The 19,744-nt window shown below is 71.1% G+C and carries 20 protein-coding genes and 1 pseudogene; 9 read left to right on the top strand and 12 right to left on the bottom strand.

Annotated elements, in window-relative coordinates; all coding sequences use genetic code 11:
• Window positions 1-39: 39 nt before the first annotated feature.
• The 3 genes from B0E54_RS27450 (at window position 40) to otsB (ending at window position 1,891) form a co-directional block, all read left to right on the top strand.
• On the top strand, window positions 40-483 hold the full coding sequence (locus B0E54_RS27450; protein ID WP_204943358.1) for an XRE family transcriptional regulator: 444 nt from the start codon (window positions 40-42) through the stop codon (window positions 481-483).
• Window positions 484-645: 162 nt separating this feature from the next.
• Window positions 646-999 (top strand): hypothetical protein, encoded by a 354-nt coding sequence (locus B0E54_RS27445; RefSeq protein WP_234589124.1) that lies wholly within the window; start codon window positions 646-648, stop codon window positions 997-999.
• A gap of 67 nt (window positions 1,000-1,066) precedes the next feature.
• Entirely contained in the window at window positions 1,067-1,891 is an 825-nt protein-coding gene (otsB, locus tag B0E54_RS27440; protein ID WP_234589122.1) for a trehalose-phosphatase, read from the top strand.
• A 42-nt stretch (window positions 1,892-1,933) separates the two neighbouring features.
• On the opposite strand, the gene B0E54_RS27435 is transcribed toward otsB, so the two are convergent.
• The 4 genes from B0E54_RS27435 to B0E54_RS27420 all read right to left on the bottom strand — a co-directional run bounded on the left by B0E54_RS27435 (window position 1,934) and on the right by B0E54_RS27420 (window position 7,517).
• The gene (locus B0E54_RS27435) at window positions 1,934-2,704 is read right to left on the bottom strand and encodes an isoprenyl transferase (protein ID WP_234589120.1); all 771 of its coding nucleotides are present in this window, start codon (window positions 2,702-2,704) and stop codon (window positions 1,934-1,936) included.
• Between the two features lie 31 nt (window positions 2,705-2,735).
• Window positions 2,736-3,878 (bottom strand): NAD(P)/FAD-dependent oxidoreductase, encoded by a 1,143-nt coding sequence (locus B0E54_RS27430; protein ID WP_234589118.1) that lies wholly within the window; start codon window positions 3,876-3,878, stop codon window positions 2,736-2,738.
• Window positions 3,879-4,774: 896 nt separating this feature from the next.
• A complete protein-coding gene (locus B0E54_RS27425) occupies window positions 4,775-5,635 on the bottom strand; it encodes a hypothetical protein (protein ID WP_234589117.1) in 861 nt (286 codons plus the stop codon).
• Between the two features lie 37 nt (window positions 5,636-5,672).
• Window positions 5,673-7,517 (bottom strand): phosphoenolpyruvate carboxykinase (GTP), encoded by a 1,845-nt coding sequence (locus B0E54_RS27420; protein ID WP_234589116.1) that lies wholly within the window; start codon window positions 7,515-7,517, stop codon window positions 5,673-5,675.
• A 440-nt stretch (window positions 7,518-7,957) separates the two neighbouring features.
• On the opposite strand from B0E54_RS27420, the gene B0E54_RS32960 reads away from it, so the two are divergent.
• The 3 genes from B0E54_RS32960 (at window position 7,958) to B0E54_RS32640 (ending at window position 10,053) form a co-directional block, all read left to right on the top strand.
• Window positions 7,958-8,494 (top strand): GtrA family protein, encoded by a 537-nt coding sequence (locus tag B0E54_RS32960; RefSeq protein WP_255787764.1) that lies wholly within the window; start codon window positions 7,958-7,960, stop codon window positions 8,492-8,494.
• Window positions 8,495-8,557: 63 nt separating this feature from the next.
• Window positions 8,558-9,274, top strand: a complete 717-nt coding sequence (locus tag B0E54_RS27410) for a GtrA family protein (RefSeq protein WP_234589140.1) — start codon at window positions 8,558-8,560, stop codon at window positions 9,272-9,274.
• Window positions 9,271-10,053: a MaoC/PaaZ C-terminal domain-containing protein gene (locus B0E54_RS32640; protein ID WP_308195409.1), complete on the top strand. Its 783-nt coding sequence runs from the start codon at window positions 9,271-9,273 to the stop codon at window positions 10,051-10,053. Before B0E54_RS27410 ends, B0E54_RS32640 begins: the two co-directional genes overlap by 4 nt.
• 47 nt (window positions 10,054-10,100) lie before the next feature.
• Here B0E54_RS32640 and B0E54_RS27395 read toward each other — a convergent pair whose 3' ends face one another.
• Complete coding sequence (locus tag B0E54_RS27395; protein ID WP_234589114.1) at window positions 10,101-10,673, bottom strand: PH domain-containing protein; 573 nt, start codon at window positions 10,671-10,673, stop codon at window positions 10,101-10,103.
• Between the two features lie 200 nt (window positions 10,674-10,873).
• The gene (locus tag B0E54_RS27390; protein WP_234589113.1) at window positions 10,874-11,749 is read right to left on the bottom strand and encodes a biotin--[acetyl-CoA-carboxylase] ligase; all 876 of its coding nucleotides are present in this window, start codon (window positions 11,747-11,749) and stop codon (window positions 10,874-10,876) included.
• An 85-nt stretch (window positions 11,750-11,834) separates the two neighbouring features.
• Between B0E54_RS27390 and B0E54_RS27385 the strand changes: the two genes are divergently transcribed.
• Complete coding sequence (locus B0E54_RS27385) at window positions 11,835-13,418, top strand: acyl-CoA carboxylase subunit beta (RefSeq protein ID WP_234589112.1); 1,584 nt, start codon at window positions 11,835-11,837, stop codon at window positions 13,416-13,418.
• 149 nt (window positions 13,419-13,567) lie between these two features.
• Here the strand turns inward: B0E54_RS27385 and B0E54_RS27380 are convergent, their stop codons facing one another.
• From B0E54_RS27380 to B0E54_RS27365, 4 genes are all read right to left on the bottom strand, one after another.
• Entirely contained in the window at window positions 13,568-14,434 is an 867-nt protein-coding gene (locus B0E54_RS27380; RefSeq protein ID WP_234589111.1) for a hypothetical protein, read from the bottom strand.
• Window positions 14,427-14,927 carry a SigE family RNA polymerase sigma factor gene (locus B0E54_RS27375; RefSeq protein ID WP_007455592.1) on the bottom strand — a complete coding sequence of 167 codons (501 nt, stop codon included), beginning with the start codon at window positions 14,925-14,927 and terminating at the stop codon, window positions 14,427-14,429. Before B0E54_RS27375 ends, B0E54_RS27380 begins: the two co-directional genes overlap by 8 nt.
• 62 nt (window positions 14,928-14,989) lie before the next feature.
• On the bottom strand, window positions 14,990-15,973 hold the full coding sequence (locus B0E54_RS27370) for a ketopantoate reductase family protein (protein WP_234589110.1): 984 nt from the start codon (window positions 15,971-15,973) through the stop codon (window positions 14,990-14,992).
• Between the two features lie 124 nt (window positions 15,974-16,097).
• Window positions 16,098-16,841 (bottom strand): M50 family metallopeptidase, encoded by a 744-nt coding sequence (locus tag B0E54_RS27365; RefSeq protein ID WP_234589108.1) that lies wholly within the window; start codon window positions 16,839-16,841, stop codon window positions 16,098-16,100.
• Between the two features lie 100 nt (window positions 16,842-16,941).
• Here B0E54_RS27365 and B0E54_RS27360 point away from each other — a divergent pair, with 100 nt between their 5' ends.
• Entirely contained in the window at window positions 16,942-17,493 is a 552-nt protein-coding gene (locus B0E54_RS27360; protein ID WP_234589106.1) for a Uma2 family endonuclease, read from the top strand.
• A 129-nt stretch (window positions 17,494-17,622) separates the two neighbouring features.
• Complete coding sequence (locus B0E54_RS27355; protein ID WP_234589104.1) at window positions 17,623-18,375, top strand: GH25 family lysozyme; 753 nt, start codon at window positions 17,623-17,625, stop codon at window positions 18,373-18,375.
• 83 nt (window positions 18,376-18,458) lie between these two features.
• Here the strand turns inward: B0E54_RS27355 and B0E54_RS27350 are convergent, their stop codons facing one another.
• The gene (locus B0E54_RS27350; RefSeq protein WP_234589102.1) at window positions 18,459-18,710 is read right to left on the bottom strand and encodes a hypothetical protein; all 252 of its coding nucleotides are present in this window, start codon (window positions 18,708-18,710) and stop codon (window positions 18,459-18,461) included.
• Window positions 18,711-18,775: 65 nt separating this feature from the next.
• Window positions 18,776-19,744, bottom strand: a pseudogene (locus B0E54_RS27345) (serine/threonine protein kinase); the annotation flags it as partial.

Below are 19,744 nucleotides of genomic sequence, written 5' to 3'. Positions count from 1 at the left end.
GGGCGTACGCCCGAACCAGGCTGGTCGTACCGTCACGGGGTGACCGAGACGGCCAATGCGCGAAAGATCGCCTTCGCCACCTTCGTCCGGCGTGCCCTCGACGAGGCGCGGGCGACGCGGGCCTGGAGCGGCACCGAGGTGTCCCGACGTACCGGCGTCTCCCGGCAGACCATCAACCGGTGGGTCCGCGGTGACTGGGCCAGCGACCCCGAGGCCGAACGCGTCGTCGCCTTCTGCGAGGGCCTGGGCCTGAACCCCGCCGCCGCCTTCGCCGCGCTCGGCTGGGACCGCACCGCGACCGGCCCGCGCGCCGGCCAGCCGGCCCCACCGATGGACCCGGACGTGGAGGCTCTGCTGCGCCGCCTCGTCGACCCGAACGTGTCGGACGCGGAGAAGTTCCACATCCGCGAAACCATCAGATATCTCGCATACCGCCCAACGTTGCCGGTCGATGTCCGAAATAGAGGCAATCAGGCAGGCTAGTTCCTCAGATGGCGAAAGAACGCCTGGTCAGGTTCATTCGTTTCGCTCCGGGGTCGGAACGGGCACGCTAGCGTCCGTACTCGTACTGCTTGGGCTCGTCATCGGCGGGGGGACGGGACAAGGCCGAACCCAGCCCTGCGGGACATAAGGAGGGGTCTGTCCATGACCCTGAAGTGGTGGGCAGTCGTGGTCGCCACGGTGTCGATGACACTGTGGGCGACCGGCAACGTGGTGACCCTCGCGGTCAACGGTGGGCAGCTGCCGCTGCCCGTCAACCTTCTCGCCCTCATCAGCGCCGGCACGGCGGTCATCCTGGCCGTCGTCGCGGAGCTGCACGAGCGGCTCAACGACCGGATCAGCGCACTCACCGAGTTCCTGGTGGCACGACTCAACGAGATCGAGACCCGCACCGGGGACCGCAACACCGGCTTCGTGGAGGGCTACCTGCTCAGCCACGGGCAGGACGCTGCGGTGGTGCCATTCGGACGCCGCGGACGGGGAGCCGCCGAACGCTGATCGCCCGCCGCCGAGCGGTGGTGCTCGGCCAGGAATGAGCCCTCAACGCCGGGGTACGCTGACGCGCGTGCCACCGTTGAATCTGGGCAACCACCAGCCGAGGACCCCGTTGGACGCCGATCAGGCATGGCAGTTCACTGCCGGCCGGGCGGCGGGGACCGTGCTCTTCTTCGACTTCGACGGCACACTCGCGCCCGTCGACGACGACCCGACGGCGGTCCGCCCCGCACCCAACGCCCTCGCCGCGATCGAGGCGCTGGCCCCAATGGTGCAGCGGATCGCGATCGTCTCCGCCCGGCCCGTGGAGTTCCTCCGGGACCGCCTCGGCGAGCTGAGCGGCGTCGACCTCTACGGTCTCTACGGGCTGGAGCACAGCCACTCCGGTGGCGAGACCGTCACCGAGCCCACCGCCCTGCCGTGGGTGCCGACCATGGCCGAGCTGGCCGACCTGGCCCGGGCGGAACTGCCACCCGGCACGCTCGTCGAGTTCAAGCGGCTCTCGGTCGCGCTGCACTGGCGTACCGCGCCGCAGCTCGGCGCGACCGTGCAGCAGTGGGGTCAGGCGCAGGCCGACCGGCTGGGGCTGCGGGTGCAGGCCGGGCGGATGGTGCTGGAGCTCAAGCCGCCCGTCGACCGGGACAAGGGCATGGTGATCGGCGAGGTGGTCCAGGGCGCCACCGGCGCCTGGTACTTCGGCGACGACGTCTCGGACATCAAGGCGTTCGCGGCGCTACGCGCCCGCGCCGAGGCGGACCCGGACTTCTTCGGCGTCTGCGTGGCCGTCGCCAACCCAGAGACCGGTCAGGAGGTGGCCAACGCCGCCGACCTGACCATCGAGTCCCCGGCCGCACTGGGTGACTTCCTCACCCGGGCCCTGACCCGGCTGCCCTGACCCGGCTGCCCTGACCGGGCTCGCCTCCGCCCGCAGCAGGGCTCAGGCGCCGTACCGGCGCTGGCGGGTGGCGTACGAGCGCAGCGCGCGCAGGAAGTCGATGTGCCGGAAATCCGGCCAGTTGAGCTCGCAGAAGTAGAACTCCGAGTGCGCGGACTGCCAGAGCATGAACCCGGACAGCCGCTGCTCCCCGCTGGTGCGGATGACCAGGTCGGGATCGGGCTGGCCACGGGTGTAGAGGTGCTCGGCGATGTGCTCGACGTCCAGCACCTCGGCCAGCTCCTCGATCGTGCCGCCCGAGGCGGCGTGCTCCAGCAGCAGCGAACGGACCGCGTCGGTGATCTCCCGCCGACCGCCGTAGCCGACGGCGATGTTGACCTCCGCGCCGCCGCTGCGGTCCCGGGTGCGCTCCTCGGCGCCCTTGAGCGCCGCCGCCGTCTGGGCGGGCAGCAGATCCAGCGCGCCGACGATACGCAGCCGCCAGGGGTTGCCCTCCTCGGCCAGCTCCACCACCAGGTCCTCGATGATCTGCAACAGCGGGTCCAGCTCGCTTGCGGGACGGCGCAGATTGTCGGTGGCCAGCAGATAGAGGGTCACGTGCCCGATGCCGGCCTGGTCGCACCAGCCGAGGACATGCTTGATCTTCGCCGCGCCGACCCGGTGCCCGTCGTTGGGGTCGACGAAGCCCATCTCCCTCGCCCACCGGCGGTTGCCGTCGCACATCACCCCGACGTGTCGGGGCACCGGCTTGCCCGCGAGCTTCGCCGTGAGCCGGCGCTCGTACACGGAGTAGATAAGGTTCCGCAGCGTCATCACCTAGCAGCGTAGCGACCCGCCAGCGGGATCACCCCTTCGGAGGCCGATCCCCGCCGGACAGTTCGATGCCGATCATGCCCAGCGTACGGGCGGTGAGCCGCCCGTCGCCCAGCCCCAGCTCGACCACATCGTCGAACACACGGTCGTCCCGGCGGGCCGCCCGGACCGCCGCGTCGACCACCCGCCGCCGTCGTGCCAACCACGCGGCGACCGAGCTGTGCCGCAGGTGGGTGCCGAGGCGACGACGCAGACCGAGGGCGTAGCGCCGCGCCGCCGCCTCGGGCGCACGGGCCGCCGCGGCGCCGGCCAGCGCACCGGAGAGCAGCGCGTAGAAGATGCCCTCCCCGGTGAACGGGTTGATCAGCGACAGGGCGTCACCGGCCAGCAGGGTGCGGTCCCGGCCCGGTGCCGGCCGGTGCGTGGACAGCGGTAGGTGGTGGGCGCGCAGCGCGGTCACCGTCGACAGGTCCGTGCCGGGCAGCAGCGCGGCCAGCCGGTCCAGCAGGTACGCCCGGCTCAGAGGCTCGCCGCGCAGCACCTCCCCGTACCCGACGTTCGCCCGCCCGTCGCCGATCGGGAACGACCAGGCGTACGCCGGCCAGCGTGCCTTCGACGTGACGATGAGCTGCTCGGGTGGGCCGGGCAGCGCCGGGGCGTACCCCCGGATGGCCAGCGCCAGGTGCCGGTCGGGGTTCACGGGGTGGCCGAGGGCCCGGCGCACCACCGACCCGGCGCCGTCCGCACCCACCACCACCCGACCGGACAGCTCCCCGTCGAGCACCACCCGGTCGGAGCGCGGATGGACCCGCCGGACGTTGTGGCGGCGCAACTGCGCCCCGGCGGCCACCGCAGCCGCCACCAGCCGCGCGTCGAAGACCTCCCGAGGCACCGTGTACGCGGGCCGGGGCAGCGCCCGAGCGACCGCCTGGCCGCCCGGGGAGACCATCCGCAGCGCGGGCAGCGCGGCGTAGCCGGCCACCGCCTCGGTCACGCCCAGCTCGGCGAGCACGTCCACCGAGTGCGCGGCGATCCCGTCGCCGCAGGCCTTGTCCCGGGGGAAGTCCGCCCGGTCCAACAGCAACACACTGGCGCCCGCCCTGCGCGCCGTCAGCGCCGCGGCCGCCCCGGCCGGCCCCGCCCCCACCACCACCACGTCGAACTCGTCGCTCACCGTGCGCCTCCCTCCGACCGGGGCGGCGCGGCTCGTACCCGTCCCGCCCGGCGATCACCTGGGCCATCGACACCGGCCACGGTGACCGACATCACCCGCCATCCTGCCCCCTCGCGGCCCGCCCGGGCCGCTGCCGCACGGCGCCGCACGGCCGCCGCACGGTCGGGACACCCCGAAGCCGAACGACCCCGCGAAGCCAACACCCCAAGCCCTCGACCCCCACAACCGCGGACCGGCGGCCACCCCTCGCGCGCCCACCAACCGGCGGCCCGCAACGGGCGACGACGAAGCGGCGGCCCTAAAGCGGAGGCGCGGACCTGCGGACGCGCAGACCCGCGGACCCGCGGACCTGTGGACGAGCGGACCTGTGGACGCGCGGACCTGTGGACGCGCGGACCTGTGGACGCGCGGATCCGGAGCGGCACCCCGCCCGCCTGCTGCGTTCCCTGTCGAGCTGCCCCGCTGGTGGGGCGGAGTGTCTCCGATGGCTCGATGTCAGGCGTTGATCGACTCGGGATCGCCGATATTGGGGTGTCCAGGGCGCCCGGTCACCCCGATATCGGCGATCCCGAGTCGATCATGGCGGGGAGTCGCGCCCACAGCCCACCCAGGGCGCCAGTTCCCCCCACTGCCGGAGCGCCATGCAGGGCCACGGAGCGCCGGCCCATATCCGGGGCAGCTCGACAGCACCCGCCAACCCCGCCAGCCGCAGGGCCAGCCCTACACCCGGCGCAGCACGACAACACCCGCCAACCCCGCCAGCCGCAGGGCCAGCCCCACACCCGGCGCAGCACGACAACACCCGGCAACCCCACCCACCCCACACCCAGGGCCAACCCACACAGGCCGAGCCCGTCAGTTGGCGCAGCGATTGAACGGGCCAACCCGCGGGGCCTTCAGACCGGGGCGGCGGCGTCTGGGGCGCGGGAGGCCCGGCGCAGGCCGTACAGGGCCAGCGCGGCGGCGGCGAGCAGCGGGACGCCGTCGCGGATCAGGCCGTCCACGCCCAGCAGCCACCAGCACAGTGGCAGGTCCACAGCCAGCACGGCCAGCGTGACGACGACCAGCAGGCCCCGCGCCCAGTCCTTGCCACGCATCAGGAACGCGGTGCAGAACAGCACCGCGTAGCTGGCCGCGATGCCGGCGCCGAACCAGAACAGCACGGCCGGTACGGCGGACAGGCGATCGTCCAGGATCGCGCCTCCGGCCACCAGCGCCGGCACCAGCATCAGCGGGCTGTAGGTGAACGCCGCGACCCGGCTGGTCAGCAGCCAACCGCTGGCCTGCGGCCGACGCGGCGGGATTTCGCGCCAGGAGATGCCGGCCCGGTCGATGACCAGCCGGGGCCGGTGTCGGACAAGATGCCCAGCGAGCGCCGACGAGCGGTAGAGCATCCACACCACAGCCACACAGAGCGCGGTGAGCAGGGCGAAGCCGAGCAGCCCGGGCAGCGGCGGCACGCCCTGCCGGGGCACGATCAGCCGGCCGACGGCGAAGATCGTGGTGACCGCGAGGATCAGCCCGAACGGACGGGCCACCGTGCGGCCCCGGCGGACGTGCCCGATCAGCAGCAGGAAACCGAACGAGCGCAGCATCGCCCAACCGGTGCGCACGGCCAGGCCGAAGCCCTGCTCCGGGGCGTACCACCAGTTGAGCAGCTCGACCACGACGGTGGCCGTCGCCGTCGTCGCGAGCAGGAAGGTGAGCACCCGGACGGCGGACGGCCGCCGGACCTCGGTCTCGGCGGCCGTCCTCATGGGATCCGTTGTTGCCCGCGGCGGGCGATGTTCACACCTAGCGCTGCGGTTGTACGGCGTCCAGGCGGGCGCGCAGCGCGTCCAACTCGGCCCAGAGCACGCCGGGCAGCTTGTCACCGAACTTCTCGAACCACTCGGTGATCAGGGGCAGCTCGTTGCGCCACTCGTCCGGGTCGACCTTCAGCGCGATCCGGACGTCCTCCGGGGTCATGTCCAGGCCCTCGACGTCGAGCGCGTCCGCGGTCGGCACCATGCCCACGGGGGTCTCGACCGCGTCGGCGGTGCCCTCGATCCGCTCGACGACCCACTTGAGCACCCGGGAGTTCTCCCCGAAGCCCGGCCACAGGAACGAGCCGTCCGCGTCCTTGCGGAACCAGTTCACGTAGTAGATCTTCGGCAGCTTGGCCTCGTCGCCGTCGGCGCCCTTGCCCATCTCGATCCAGTGCCGGAAGTAGTCACCGGCGTGGTAGCCGATGAACGGCAGCATCGCCATCGGGTCCCGACGGACCACGCCAACCGCGCCGGACGCGGCGGCGGTGGTCTCCGAGGAGAGGGTCGCGCCCATGTAGACGCCGTGCACCCAGTCGCGGGCCTCGGTCACCAGTGGGATGGTGTCCCGGCGGCGGCCACCGAAGAGGATCGCGTCGATCGGCACGCCGTTCGGGTCGAAGTACTCGTCGGCGAGGATCGGGCACTGGGTGATCGGGGTGCAGAACCGGCTGTTCGCGTGCGAGGAGAGGCTGTCGCTCTCCGGCGTCCAGTCGTTGCCCTTCCAGTCGATCAGGTGCGCCGGGGGCTCACCCATGCCCTCCCACCAGACGTCACCGTCGTCGGTGAGGCCGACGTTGGTGAAGACGGAGTTGCCCCGGTCCAGCGTCCGCATGGCGTTGGCGTTGGTCTTCCAGTCGGTGCCGGGCGCGACGCCGAACAGGCCGTACTCCGGGTTGACGGCGTAGAGCCGACCGTCCGGGCCGAACCGCATCCAGGCGATGTCGTCGCCGATCGTCTCGACCTTCCACCCCGGAATGGTCGGCTCCACCATGGCCAGGTTGGTCTTGCCGCACGCGGACGGGAAGGCGCCGGCGATGTGGTGGACCTTGCCCTCCGGGGAGGTGATCTTGAGGATGAGCATGTGCTCGGCGAGCCAGCCCTCGTCCCGGCCCATCACGCTGGCGATCCGCAGCGAGTAGCACTTCTTGCCGAGCAGCGAGTTGCCGCCGTACCCGGAGCCGTACGACCAGATCTCCCGGGTCTCCGGGAAGTGCGAGATGTACTTGGTCTCGTTGCACGGCCACGCGACGTCCTGCTGACCGGGGGCGAGCGGGGCGCCGATCGAGTGCAACGCGTGCACGAAGTCCGCGTCGTCCCCCATCGCGTCGAGGACCTTCGCGCCCATCCGGGTCATGATGCGCATGGACGCGACCACGTACGGGCTGTCGGTGATCTCGACGCCGAACATCGGGCTCTCGGCCTCGACCGGGCCCATCACGAACGGGATGACGTACATGGTGCGACCGCGCATCGAGCCGCGGTACAACTCGGTCATCGTCCGCTTCATCTCGGCCGGCGCCATCCAGTTGTTGGTGGGGCCGGCGTCCGCCTCGTCGACAGAGCAGATGTAGGTGCGCTCCTCGACCCGGGCGACGTCCGTCGGGTCGGTGCGCGCGTAGAACGAGTTCGGCTTCTTCTCGGGGTTCAGGCGGATGAGGGTGCCGGCCTCGACCAACTCATCGGTGAGGCGACGCCACTCCTCGTCCGACCCGTCCACCCACACGACCCGGTCGGGGGTGGTCAGTTCTGCGACCTCACGGACCCAGGCAAGCAGTTTCGGATGGGACGTCGGGGCCTGATCGATACCCCGCACTACAGCCGGAGCAACCATGACACATCTCCTTGTGGTCGACGCTGACCGATCTATGGGATGCACGAGTCTCAGCGACGCCATGCGCCGCCTTCGTGGAAACCTGGGATTGGCCTCAGCGTAAACCGGGCAGCCTTCCTAGTCAGTGGGACTGGTTGTGAAGAACTGCACAAGGTACGGCGACGCTGCGGCATCACGATCTGATACCCGCTTTCCTGCGCAGTTTCACGCAAATCTTGTCGTGCACCCCGGTCGACGCGCTTTGCGGTCGGGCCGCCAACCCGCCCGGCCGACCGGTGCGGGGATTCCCGTTCCGGGGCGCGTCAGTCCTCCCCCTTGGTTACGCTGCGTTCACCTGCTACGTACCGGGTGAAAGGGCCGGCACGAGCGACGATGTCCGGTCGCCGTTGCTACCCCGCCGACTGGCCGACAGCCGGTAGGCTCGCCCCGTGGCCGCCACGATGACCGGGGAACAACCGGGTCCCCGGCAGACCCGACCGGGTCTGGTCCGCGGACTGCTCGACCGTTTCGGTCACCTCGTGCGCGAGCTGAGCAAGTTCGCCACCGTGGGCGGGATCGCCTTCCTCATCGACTTCGCGCTCTTCAACTACCTGACCACCGCGCGCGGCATGGAGCAGGTGACGGCGAAGACGATCTCGACCGTGATCGCGGCGACCTTCGCCTTCCTCGGCAACCGGTTCTGGACCTGGCGGCACCGCCAGCGCAGCAACCCTGCGCGGGAGTACGCGCTGTTCTTCTTCTTCAACGCCGTCGGCCTCGGCATCGCGGTGGCCTGCCTCGCGATCAGCCGGTACGGGCTCGGCAGCATCTGGCCGGCCGTGTTCCAGACACAGCTGGCCGACAACATCGCCAGCTTCATCGTCGGCACGGGCCTCGGGACGCTGTTCCGATTCTGGTCCTACCGGCGGTTCGTCTTCGTCGAAGCGGGAACTCCGATCGTTCCGCAGGTGGAGCACGACCGAGACCACGGTGCGTGACCTGCCGCCCACCTCGTCCGGCCGGTGATCGCCGGCTTCACCGACTGCCCTAAGGTGTTTCGCATGCGTCTTGTCCGTCTGCTGCCTGAGCGTTGGCAGAAGTTCATCAACGAGGCGCTCAAATTCGGCATCGTCGGCGGCATCAACACCGTCATCAATTACGCGGTGTTCAATGTCCTTGCACTTACCGTTTTCGTCAACGGTCAGTTGAAGGCGACCGTGATCGCGACCGTCGTCGCGACGATCACGTCGTATCTGATGAATCGCCACTGGACGTACCGGGATCGCCCGAAATCGGCGCTTCGTCGGGAGTACGTCCTGTTCTTCCTGTTCAACGGGGCCGGTCTGCTCATCGAACTGGGCGCCGTTGCCGCGGCCAAGTACGGGCTCGGCGTGCACGGCCTGCTGGGGCTGAACGTGGCCAAGACCGCAGGTGTGCTGCTGGCCACGCTGTTCCGCTTCTGGTCCTACCGGACCTTCGTCTTCCAGCCCGTCTCGCCGACCGAGGACGAGACCAAGACCGAGCCCACCTGGCACGACATCCCGCGCGACGAGTGGGACACCATGGCCGAGATGGACCCGGTCGCCGAGCTGGCCGAATCCGTCTCCGAGCTGGAAGAGGCGCAGTCCAGTGACCGCCCCGACCCGACACCCGGCCCGACCGGCGCCGCTCCCGCCCAGCAACGGCCCACACCGTTGACCGCCGGCCTCCCCGCCGATCTGGACGCGGAACTCGCCGCGGAGCTGCACGCCGGCACCCGTCGCGCGCCCCGCCGGTGACGCCTCCCGCCATCCGCTCCGGCATCGGGGCGCCCGCCGCGCTTTTCTTCGAGGATCTCGTTCCGGGGCTCACCGTGGACCTCGGGACCGTGACCGTGGACGGCGACGAGATGCTGGCCTTCGCCCGTCGCTTCGACCCGCAGTGGTACCACGTCGACCCGCAGCTGGCCGAGGCCAGTCGGCACGGCGGAGTGATCGCCAGCGGCTTCTACACGGTCAGCCTGTTCATGCGGGCGTACGTCGATCACCTGCTGTCCCGCGCGGCGGCGGACGCCTCCCCCGGTCTGGAGGAGTTGCGGTGGCTCGCCCCGGTACGCGCCGGGGACCGTCTCGCCGTCCGGGTCGACGTGATCGGCGCCCGCCCGTCGGCCGCCCGTCCCGGGCTCGGCACCGTCATCCTCACCGGCACCATGCTCCGCCTCGGCCCGGACAACCGGCCCGAGCAGGAGGTGCTGCGGACCCGCTTCCGTGGCTGGTTCGCGCTACGCCCGGTCGAGACGGACCCCGAGGCCACACCCGCCGAGGGCGGCCCGCAGGGAAGCGGACCAGCCGAGTCCGGACCGGCGGAAACCGGGCCAGCCGAGGCCGGATCCCCAGCCGAGGCCGGATCCCCAGCCGAGGCCGGATCCCCAGCTGAGGCCGGATCCGCGAAGGTCGGGCCAGCCGGGACCGGACCAGCGGAGGGCGGGCCAGCCGAGGCCGGACCGGCGGAGGGCGGGCCGTCCGAGGCCGGGCGGCCGTCGGCGGCCGCGGCGCCCGTGGCCGAACAGCACGCCTGACCGCCCCGCCCCGACGCTCGGGCCGGGACGGTCAGCGCTGAACGGGATCAGCTCGTGGTGTCGCGCAGCGGCTTGCCCTCGCGCATGTCGGCGAGGATGTCGCGCATCTCCCCGTCGCCCAGCGAGTGCTTGTCGTGCTGCGCCTCGACCAGCTCGTAGAGGGTGGTCTGCACCCGGCTGACACCCGGCACGTCGGCGAGCACCGACTGGCCGCGCTCGCCCGCCGACTCGATGGTGAGGGTGCCGCAGCCGAGCAGCCGCTCGAAGAAGTGCTGGTTCATCGAGTGGTCGTTGATCCGGGTGAGCGGAAGGTCCCGCCGGTCCCGGGAGAAGACGCCCTGCTGCAACAGCACGCGCTCGTTGGTGAACAGGTAGTGGGTGGTACGCCAGACCAGGAACGGCCACAGACCGAGCCAGAGAACCGCGACCAGGGCGATCACCCCGATCACGGCCAGCGCGATCGAACCACCGCTGCTCTCGGGCAGCAGGAGCACGCCGACCACCACCGCGGCGATGGCCAGCACCAGCACCACGATCGGCCGGATCAGCGCCTTCCAGTGCGGGTGCAGGTGCAGCACGACGTGCTCGTCCTTCGTGAGCACGTCTTCGGGAAACGCCACGACAACCTCCAACGCCATTTACTCGACGCGCAGACGGTAAACCCCCCAAGCCCCACCACAACATCCGCCACGCGGCCCCACCCCACCTTCCGCGATCTTGCACTTTCGGTCGCCGTTACGCGGCCTCTGCCCGTTTCGCCCGGACAGAAACTGCAAGATCGCGGGGCGGTCGGGGCGAGGGCGGGGGGCCGGGGGCGGGGTTAGCGGAGGTGGAGGATGTCTCCGGCGGATACGACGCGGGTTCCGGTGGGGGTGGTCAGCTGAAGCTGGCCGTCGTTGTCGATGCCGGTGGCGGTGCCGGTCAGGTCCTCGCCGTTGGGCAGCAGGACGCGTACCTCGCGGCCGATCGTCGCGCAGGCCGCCACATACGCGTCGCGCAGCCCACTGGCCACGGCGTCCCCGCCGGCCGAGCGCCAGCGGTCGTACCAGTCGGCAAGGGCCCGCAGCAGAGCCCGCAGCAGCGGATCCCGGTCGGTGGCCGTCGCGCCGGCCAGTTGCAGCGAGGTGGCCGGCAGCCCGGTCGGGTTCACCGGCAACTCGTCGGCGCGCAGGGTCACGTTGAGGCCGACGCCGAGGACGATGGCCGGCGATGGGGCGAACGAGCGCCCGGGCACCGCCTCGGCCAGCACTCCGGCGCACTTGGCGTCGCCGATGAGCAGGTCGTTGGGCCACTTGAGGGTGGCCTCCAACTCGGCCAACCGGGCCACCGCCTCGACCAGCGCGACGCCGGCGAGCAGCGGCAGCCACCCGTACGCCGTGGACGGCACCGCGACCCAGCCGCGGTCCGGCACGGCCTCGCCGGGCCGCAGCAGCACGCTGGTGGCGATTCCGGCGCGCGGCGGCGACTGCCAGACCCGGCCGCGCCGACCACGGCCGGCGGTCTGCCGTTCCGCGACCACCACCAGGCCCTCCGGCTCACCCGCCGCGGCGGCCTCGGCCACGTCCGCGTTGGTGGAGCCGGTCTCGGCGTGCAGCTCCAGGCGGGCCCACGGCCCGTTCGGCGCGACCAGCGCGCGCCGCAGCCGGGCCGCCGACAGCGGCGGTCGGTCCAGATCGGTGTACGGGGAACCCGGCATCCCGTCAGCCTACGGCGGTGACCGCGGGAGGTACTGAGGCGTACTGCACAGCAGCACCGACCTGAACCATCGTTATATTCCCTGGGTGACTACCGAGACCGGGACCAACATCCACAGCACCGCGGGCAAGCTGGCGGACCTGGAGCGCCGGGTCGACGAGGCGGTGCACGCCGGGTCGGCGCGTGCGGTCGAGAAGCAGCACGCGCGGGGCAAGAAGACCGCCCGCGAGCGGATCGAGATGCTGCTCGACGAGGGCTCCTTCGTCGAGCTGGACGAGCTGGCCCGGCACCGGTCCACGGCCTTCGGGCTGGAGCGCAACCGCCCGTACGGCGATGGCGTGGTGACCGGCTACGGCACGGTGGACGGCCGGCAGGTGTGCGTCTTCGCCCAGGACTTCACGGTCTTCGGCGGCTCGCTCGGCGAGGTCTTCGGCGAGAAGATCGTCAAGGTGATGGACCTGGCCATGAAGATCGGCTGCCCGGTCGTGGGCATCAACGACTCCGGCGGCGCCCGCATCCAGGAGGGCGTGGTGTCGCTCGGCCTGTACGGGGAGATCTTCTTCCGCAACGTCCGCGCGTCCGGGGTCATCCCGCAGATCTCGCTGGTGATGGGGCCCTGCGCCGGTGGCGCGGTCTACTCACCGGCCGTCACCGACTTCACCGTGATGGTCGACCAGACCTCGCACATGTTCATCACCGGCCCCGACGTGATCAAGACCGTGACCGGCGAAGACGTCGGCATGGAGGAGCTGGGCGGGGCCCGCACGCACAACACCCGCAGCGGCAACGCGCACTACCTCGCCACCGACGAGGACGACGCGGTCGACTACGTCAAGGCCCTGCTGTCGTACCTGCCGTCGAACAACCTCGACGAGCCGGTCGTCTTCGAGGCCCCCGCCGACCTGACGATCACCGACGAGGACCGCGAGCTGGACACGCTCGTCCCGGACTCGGCGAACCAACCGTACGACATCCACACAGTCATCGAGCACGTCCTGGACGACGGGGAGTTCCTGGAGGTCCAGCCGCTCTACGCGCAGAACATCGTGGTCGGCTACGGCCGGGTGGAGGGCCGCCCGGTCGGCGTGGTCGCCAACCAGCCGATGCACTTCGCCGGCACCCTGGACATCGCCGCCTCGGAGAAGGCCGCCCGGTTCGTGCGCACCTGCGACGCGTTCAACATCCCGGTGCTGACCTTCGTGGACGTGCCCGGCTTCCTGCCCGGCACCGGCCAGGAGTGGGACGGCATCATCCGCCGGGGCGCCAAGCTCATCTACGCGTACGCCGAGGCGACAGTCCCGAAGGTCACCGTGATCACCCGCAAGGCGTACGGCGGGGCGTACGACGTGATGGGTTCCAAGCACCTCGGCGCGGACCTGAACTTCGCCTGGCCGACCGCGCAGATCGCCGTGATGGGCGCGCAGGGCGCGGTGAACATCCTCTACCGCTCGGAGCTGGCCGGCGCCGAGGACCCGGCGGCGGTGCGGGCCGAGAAGATCGCCGAGTACGAGGACACCCTGGCCAACCCGTACGTGGCCGCCGAGCGCGGGTACGTCGACTCGGTGATCCCGCCGCACGAGACGCGCACCCAGATCGTCCGGGCGCTGCGCGTCCTGCGCACGAAGCGCGAGACCCTGCCGCCGAAGAAGCACGGCAACATCCCGCTGTAATCCGCGCGGCGCAGCTCGCTTGATCCGCGCGGCCCTGCTCGCTTGATCCGCGCGGCCCTGCTCGCTTGATCCGCGCAACTTCGGGGAAAGTGCTGCTTTCCGGCCTCGGGAGGCAACAACATCCCTGATGTTGCGCGGATCAAGAAGGGTCAGCAGGCCGGATTGGCAGCGGGGCACAGTCGCCGGGCGGCCGTGCGGCCCAGCGCCTCGAGATCCGCGTCGCCCAGGCCCAGGTCCGGACTGGGCTCCAGGACAGTGACCAGGTCGCCGACCCGGACCACGACTGTCATCCCGACCGGGCTGGAGCGCTCGAGGGTCCTTCCGGAGGCCGGGCCACGGGGTGCGAACGGCACGTGCCGCACCAGAATCGACTCGTCACCGGCGAAGTTGCTCGCCGCCGTCTCCCAGGCGTGCTTGCTCTCGTTCGGCGTCGTCTCTCCCCCCGCCTCGACGGATTCGGCGAAACGCCACTCGGGGCAGGCGTCGAGCAGCGCCCTCAGGTGAGTGAAGAGTCGCGCGCTCACCAGCGGATCGAGCCGGTAGACGTCCTGGCTGAGTTCGACGCGTACCGCTGCCCTGCCGTCCTTGCTCCGCGACAGCAGCGTCTGCGACCGCGAGTAACGGGAGTACGCGGGGATCGCCGACACGCCCCGGTCGTCGCCGCACCTCTGCAACGTCGGATCCAACCTGACGACCTCACCGAGGCCGGCGTCGCCGAGCTGCACGGCGTTCTTCACCGGCACCTCGGTGACGGCCAGCAGGGAGTCAAGGGGGATGTCCGCCCGGACGGGGCTCTGCGGCAGCGCAGGCATGGTGGCAGCGGGCGGAGCCTCCGGCCGGGCCGTCAGGGCGTACGCCGGGCCGGTCACCGCCGCGAGCACCGCGACAGTCGCCAGCGCCACCGTGCGACGCCTACGCCTGCGGGCCGTCGCCCGAATCTCCTGCGGCTCGGGCCACTTGACGTCATGCAGGTCACGGTGGACCCGTTCGACGAATGCCAGGTCGTCGTCACGCATCGGTGGCCTCCTCCAGATCAGAGACGGCGAGCAGGCCGGCGAGCGCGGTACGCCCCCGGGAGAGGCGGGCCTTGACCGTGCCCACCGGGGCGGCGGTCTCCCGCGCCACCTCGGCGACCGGCATACCCATCAGGTAGTACAGGGCGATGGCGGTGCGCTGCTCCTCGGGCAGTCGACGCAGCGCGGCGACCACCGCGACCGTGTCGGTGCCCGGCCCGGGAACGGTCTCGGTAGCGCCGTGACGCAGGTACGCGCGGGCGCGACTGCGCAGGCTGCGCCAGCGGCTGACCGCGATGCGGCTGGCCACCACCCGCACCCACGCCTCCGGGTCGTCGTACCCGCTGATCGTCGACCAGCGCTGCCACGCCCGGATGTACGCCTCCTGCACCGCGTCCTGGGCCTCGACCCGGTCGCCGGTGAGGGCGTAGACGAAACCGAGCAGCCGTTGTCGGCTCCCCCGGTAGAACTCGTCGAACCCGTCGACGTCCGGCACCCGCTACCTCCCCGTGTCGGTCGCAGGGAACACGCGCCGGACACGGCCGTCGGTTGCCCCGGTCAGGCGATCATCTTCTCCAGCTCGGCGAGCGGGAACGCGCCGGCCGTGATCCGCTCCCGGGTGGCCCGCCGTACCGCCCGCTGCACGGCCACGTTGGCCGGCGTCGGCACGCCGTGCAGCCGGCCGAGCAGCGCGACCTCTCCGTTGAGGTGGTCGACCTCGGTCGAGCCGGCGCCCCGGGCGAGGCTCTGCCAGGTGGACCCACCGGAGCGGCCCGCGCCGTCGACCGGGCGCTGCTGCACCAGGTCGCCGCGTTCGGCCTTCTCCTCGTCCGGGGAGGTGTGCGGGATGCGCGCGGCGGCGAGCGCGGCGACGCCCTCGGCGCGTACCCGCTCGGCCAACGCGTCCGGGATGTCCTGCCCGAGCAACGCCTGGAGGCCGTTGCCGAGGTTGTTGAGCAGCTTGCCGTACTTCCAGCGCAGCACGTCCGTTCGCACCGGCGCGACGAAGCCGGCGGCGGTCAGGTCGGCGGCGATCGCCCGGTCGGTGTCGTCGGCGCCGCCCGGGTACCGCCCAATGTGGAGCATCCCGGGGTGCGGGTGCCCGTTGGCCACCACCACGCCCGGGTCGAGGTGGGTGGCGGGCAACCAGACGCAGACCGGGTGCACGTCGGCGAAGAGCCGCAGCGCGGCCCGCTCGTTGGCCACCCCGTTCTGCGCGGTGACCAGCGGCAGCCGCTCGCCGGCCGTGCCACCACCGGCGACCGGCGCGTCCACCCAGGTCGCCAACGCTGCCTCGGTGTCCTGCGACTTGACGGTGAGCACCAGCACCGTGTCGGTCGGCAGCGGCCGGTCGTCCGGGCCGTCGACGGCGGCGAGCCGGGCGGTCACGTCGCCGTCGGGCTGGCGCAGCGTCAGGCCGTGCTCCCGGATCGCGTCCAGGTGCGCGCCGCGCGCCACCAGAGTCACGTCCCGGTCGGCCTGCGCCAGTCGTACGCCGATGGTCCCGCCGACCGCGCCCGCCCCGATGATCACGTATCGCATGGCCTCATTCTGCCCGCCGCCCCGCGGCACCCCGTCGATCATGGAGTCATGGTGCCCGAATGCATAAGGATTGCGCCTTTGGTGGCCACCACAACTCCATGATCGACGGGGAGGGGGCCGGGGACTAGAGGGTTAGGCCGGCGTCGGTGAGGATGGGGCCAGCTAGCAGCAGGGCGCCGGCTATTAGGGCGACCAGGTTGACCAGGGCGAAGACCGTGACCCAGAAGAACGCCGGGAACGGGGTGAGTCCGGCGAGCTGGTCGGCGTCGGAGGCGGGCATCCGGCCACGCGCGCGCAGGCGTTGCAACTCCACCACCGGCCGCACCCCGCCGAGCAGCAGGAACCACACCCCGGTGTACGCGAACGCGGCCTGCACCTGCGGCGTCGCGTACCAGGAGACGGCGAACACCAGCGCCCCGGTGACCAGCAGCGACACCACACCGAACGCGTTTCGGATCATGACGAGCATGGCGAGCAGCAGCACCACCGCGACCCAGAGCAGCAGGGTGATCCGGTTACCGCCAAGCAGCCACGCGCCGGCCAACCCGATCAGCGGCGGGGCGACGTACCCGGCGAGCAGCGTGAGGATCATGCCCGGTCCGGTGGGCCGACCGGCGGAGAGCGTCAGCCCGGACGTGTCCGAGTGCAGCCGGATGCCACGCAGCTTGCGACCGGTGAGCAGAGCGACGAGCGCGTGCCCGCCCTCGTGGGCGATGGTGATGGCGTTGCGGGCGATCCGCCAGGGCAGCCGGGTGGACACCACCACCAGCGCGACGGCCGCGGTGATCAACACCAGCAACGGGGGCGGGTCCGGCTGCGCGCCGAACAGCGTGTCCCACATCTCGCCCAGTCCGTCGATCGACATCATGGGGCGCGAGCCTACCGGCGGCGTTCCGTGTCGCTGCCGAGGCACCGGCTCGTACCCTGTGAGCTGATCGGGTGGCGAGTGAAGCGGGAGGTGAGGGCCGATGAGCGCGGAACCCCTGGGACACCACGTCGGGCTCTGGACCGAGGCCGACTACTTCGCCCTGGGTGAGACCCCGGACCGCATCGAGCTGCTCGACGGAAGCCTGATCGTGAGCCCTGCCCCGAGCAAGCGGCACCAGTTGGTGTCGTGGGAACTCGTCTACAGCCTGCGCCGGGCGGTGCAAGCACAGGATCTTCTTGTCTTCGAGGCGGTCAACGTACGACTCGGGGTTGACCGGATCGCTATCCCAGACGTGGTCGTCGCGGACACCGACGATGTGGGCACGATCGTGGAACCCTCCGAGGTCCTCATGGTCTGCGAGATCGTCTCGCCGGGCAACGCTGCTGCTGACCGCCTGGTCAAGATGCAGCTCTACGCGATCGCGCGAATCCCCTGGTACCTGCTGGTCGAGCAGGACGGCAATGGCCACTCGCTGCGGCTCTACCGGCTCGACGGCGAGCACTACGTCGAGGATCAGGTCGCCAAGGCCGGTGAAACGTTGAGCATCGTCGAGCCGTTCCGTTGGCAGCTCGACCCGGCCACCCTGCGCTGATCGCTTCCGCACGGCAATCCCCGGGAGCCACCGACAGTCGTCGATGAAAGTTTTCTCGACAGCTCTTGTGATCAAGGGCACTTACCTCCAAAGATGGGCGTCAATAGACCGGCGTCCCTGGAGGCACTCATGGCCCGTACCCGATCATCGCTGCGCCGCGCGCTCGCGGCCGGCCTCACAGTCCTCGCCGCCGCCGCGGCGACAGTGGTCGCGACCGCCGGCCCGGCAGCGGCAGCCACCACCCCCGGCATCGACGTCTCGCACTACCAGGGCACCATCAACTGGACAAGCGTCCGCAACGCGGGCATCCAGTTCGCCTTCATCAAGGCGACCGAGGGCACCAGCGTCAAGGACTCGGCGTTCAACGCGAACTACGTCAACGCGTACAACGCCGGAGTGATCCGCGGCGCGTACCACTTCGCCCGGCCCAACATCTCCGCCGGCTCCACCCAGGCCAACTACCTGGCCTCCAACGGCGGCGCGTGGTCGGCGGACAGCCGCACCCTGCCGGCGGCGCTCGACATCGAGGCCAACCCGTACAGCGGCGGCTACTGCTACGGCCTCAGCACGACCGGCATGCGCAACTGGGTGCAGGACTTCCTGAACACCTACCGGTCCCGCACCGGCCGGTACGCGGTCATCTACACCACCACCAGCTGGTGGAACCAGTGCACGGGCAGCTGGACCGGCCCGTGGGCCAACCACCCGCTCTGGCTGGCCCGCTGGTCGAGCACGCCGGGCGCCCTGCCGGCCGGTGCGCCGGTGTGGAGCTTCTGGCAGTACACCAGCAGCGGCGCCGTCTCCGGGATCAGCGGCAACGTGGACCGCAACTACTGGAACGGTGACCGGAGCCGACTGATCGCGCTGGCCAACAACACCTGATCGGGCGGTTGGCGGCAGCGGGATCGACGGTCACCACAACGGTCGACAATCGGTCCGGCTGCCGCCACGCCACCGCGTACGGGTCAGGCCCGCCGTCGGCTCAGGGCCGGCATCTGGGTCTCGCTCAGGGCCTGCGCCCGAGCCTCCTCGGGAGCAAGCGCTCCCCGCCGGCTCAGCCGCCAGGCGCCCACCCCGCAGACGGCCACGGTCACGACACTGAGCAGTGCGATGAACGCCGGAACCCCCGCGGCGACCAGCAGCAGCACCGCGTCGCCGAACGCGACGAGCATCCACAGTGCCAGCCGGGGCTTGGCGTCCCTCCGTCGGTAACCCATGTCGTACCTCCTCCCGTCGTCGAAGGTCAATTACCCCGGACGACGCAAGGTCATGCGAATGAGTTTCAGTCCTGACGGTCGGGCACGAAGCCCTTGGCGATCCGGTCGAAGTTCGGCAGGTTGGCCTGCCAGTCCTTCTCCGCGATCTCCCACCGCAGCGCGTAGCCACGGTTGCTGGCCGTCACGAAACCCCGGTTACGGACGTGGATCCGAGTCCCGTCCCGGGTCTCCAGCCACTCCCAGTCGCCGCAGGTCTTCCAGAACGTGCACCGCCTGATGCCGATCAACTTGTAGTCGTTGACGAGGTTCTTGCGGCCGCTCTCAAGGCTCTCCCAGTCCTTGACCGCGTCCTTCTTCGGGTTGGGAGTCCACTGCACCAGCAGCTCACCCGGTCCGTTGGCCTGGTCGAAGACGACCGTGTTGCCATCGGGCTGGCTGCGTATCCAGCCGTCAGGGATCGGCAGCGTGAAGCCGGCCGGGTCCTTGTGCAGCTTCCAGCCAGCGGGCAGCGCGTTCGGGTCGGCCGACGGCGTGGCCGAGGGCGTCGGTGCGCCGGTGGTGGGCGGAGGCGCCGCCGGAGCGGAGGACTGCGCTGGCGCCGACGTCGCGACCGCCCCGGTCGTCGGGTCGGCCTGCGGGCTCTCGGTGTCGTCGCCCTTGGTCAGCATCGGCACGATCACCACGAGACCGACAAGCAGCAGGGCCACCAGCGCCCCGATCAGCACGTTCCGGCGGGTGTTGTTCGGCTTCGTACCGTCGAAGGCCGGCACCGCCGCGCGCCCGGCCGGGCTCACCGGGGGCATCACCGACGTGGGGGTCGAGGGTTTGCGCTGCTCCGGCGCCACCGGCGGCCCGTCGACGGCCGTCGGCTCGTCGTCGGCGTCCGTTTCACCGTCGTCGGCGGCCGCCGTCGCGGTCGGCTCGGCCTCGGCCGGCGTGGTCGGGCGGTCGATCGTCGCGGTCGGCTCGGCCGGCACCGTGGCCGTCGGCTCGGCGTCCGCACCCGCGGGCACGACCTCCGTCGGCGAGGCGTC

Origin of the sequence: Micromonospora sp. MH99 (genome assembly GCF_021442385.1) — a bacterium.
In the GTDB taxonomy this organism is placed as follows: Bacteria; Actinomycetota; Actinomycetes; order Mycobacteriales; family Micromonosporaceae; genus Micromonospora.
The sequence above is the reverse complement of the archived record's forward strand: the minus strand, read 5'-3'. Positions and strand labels throughout refer to the sequence as shown.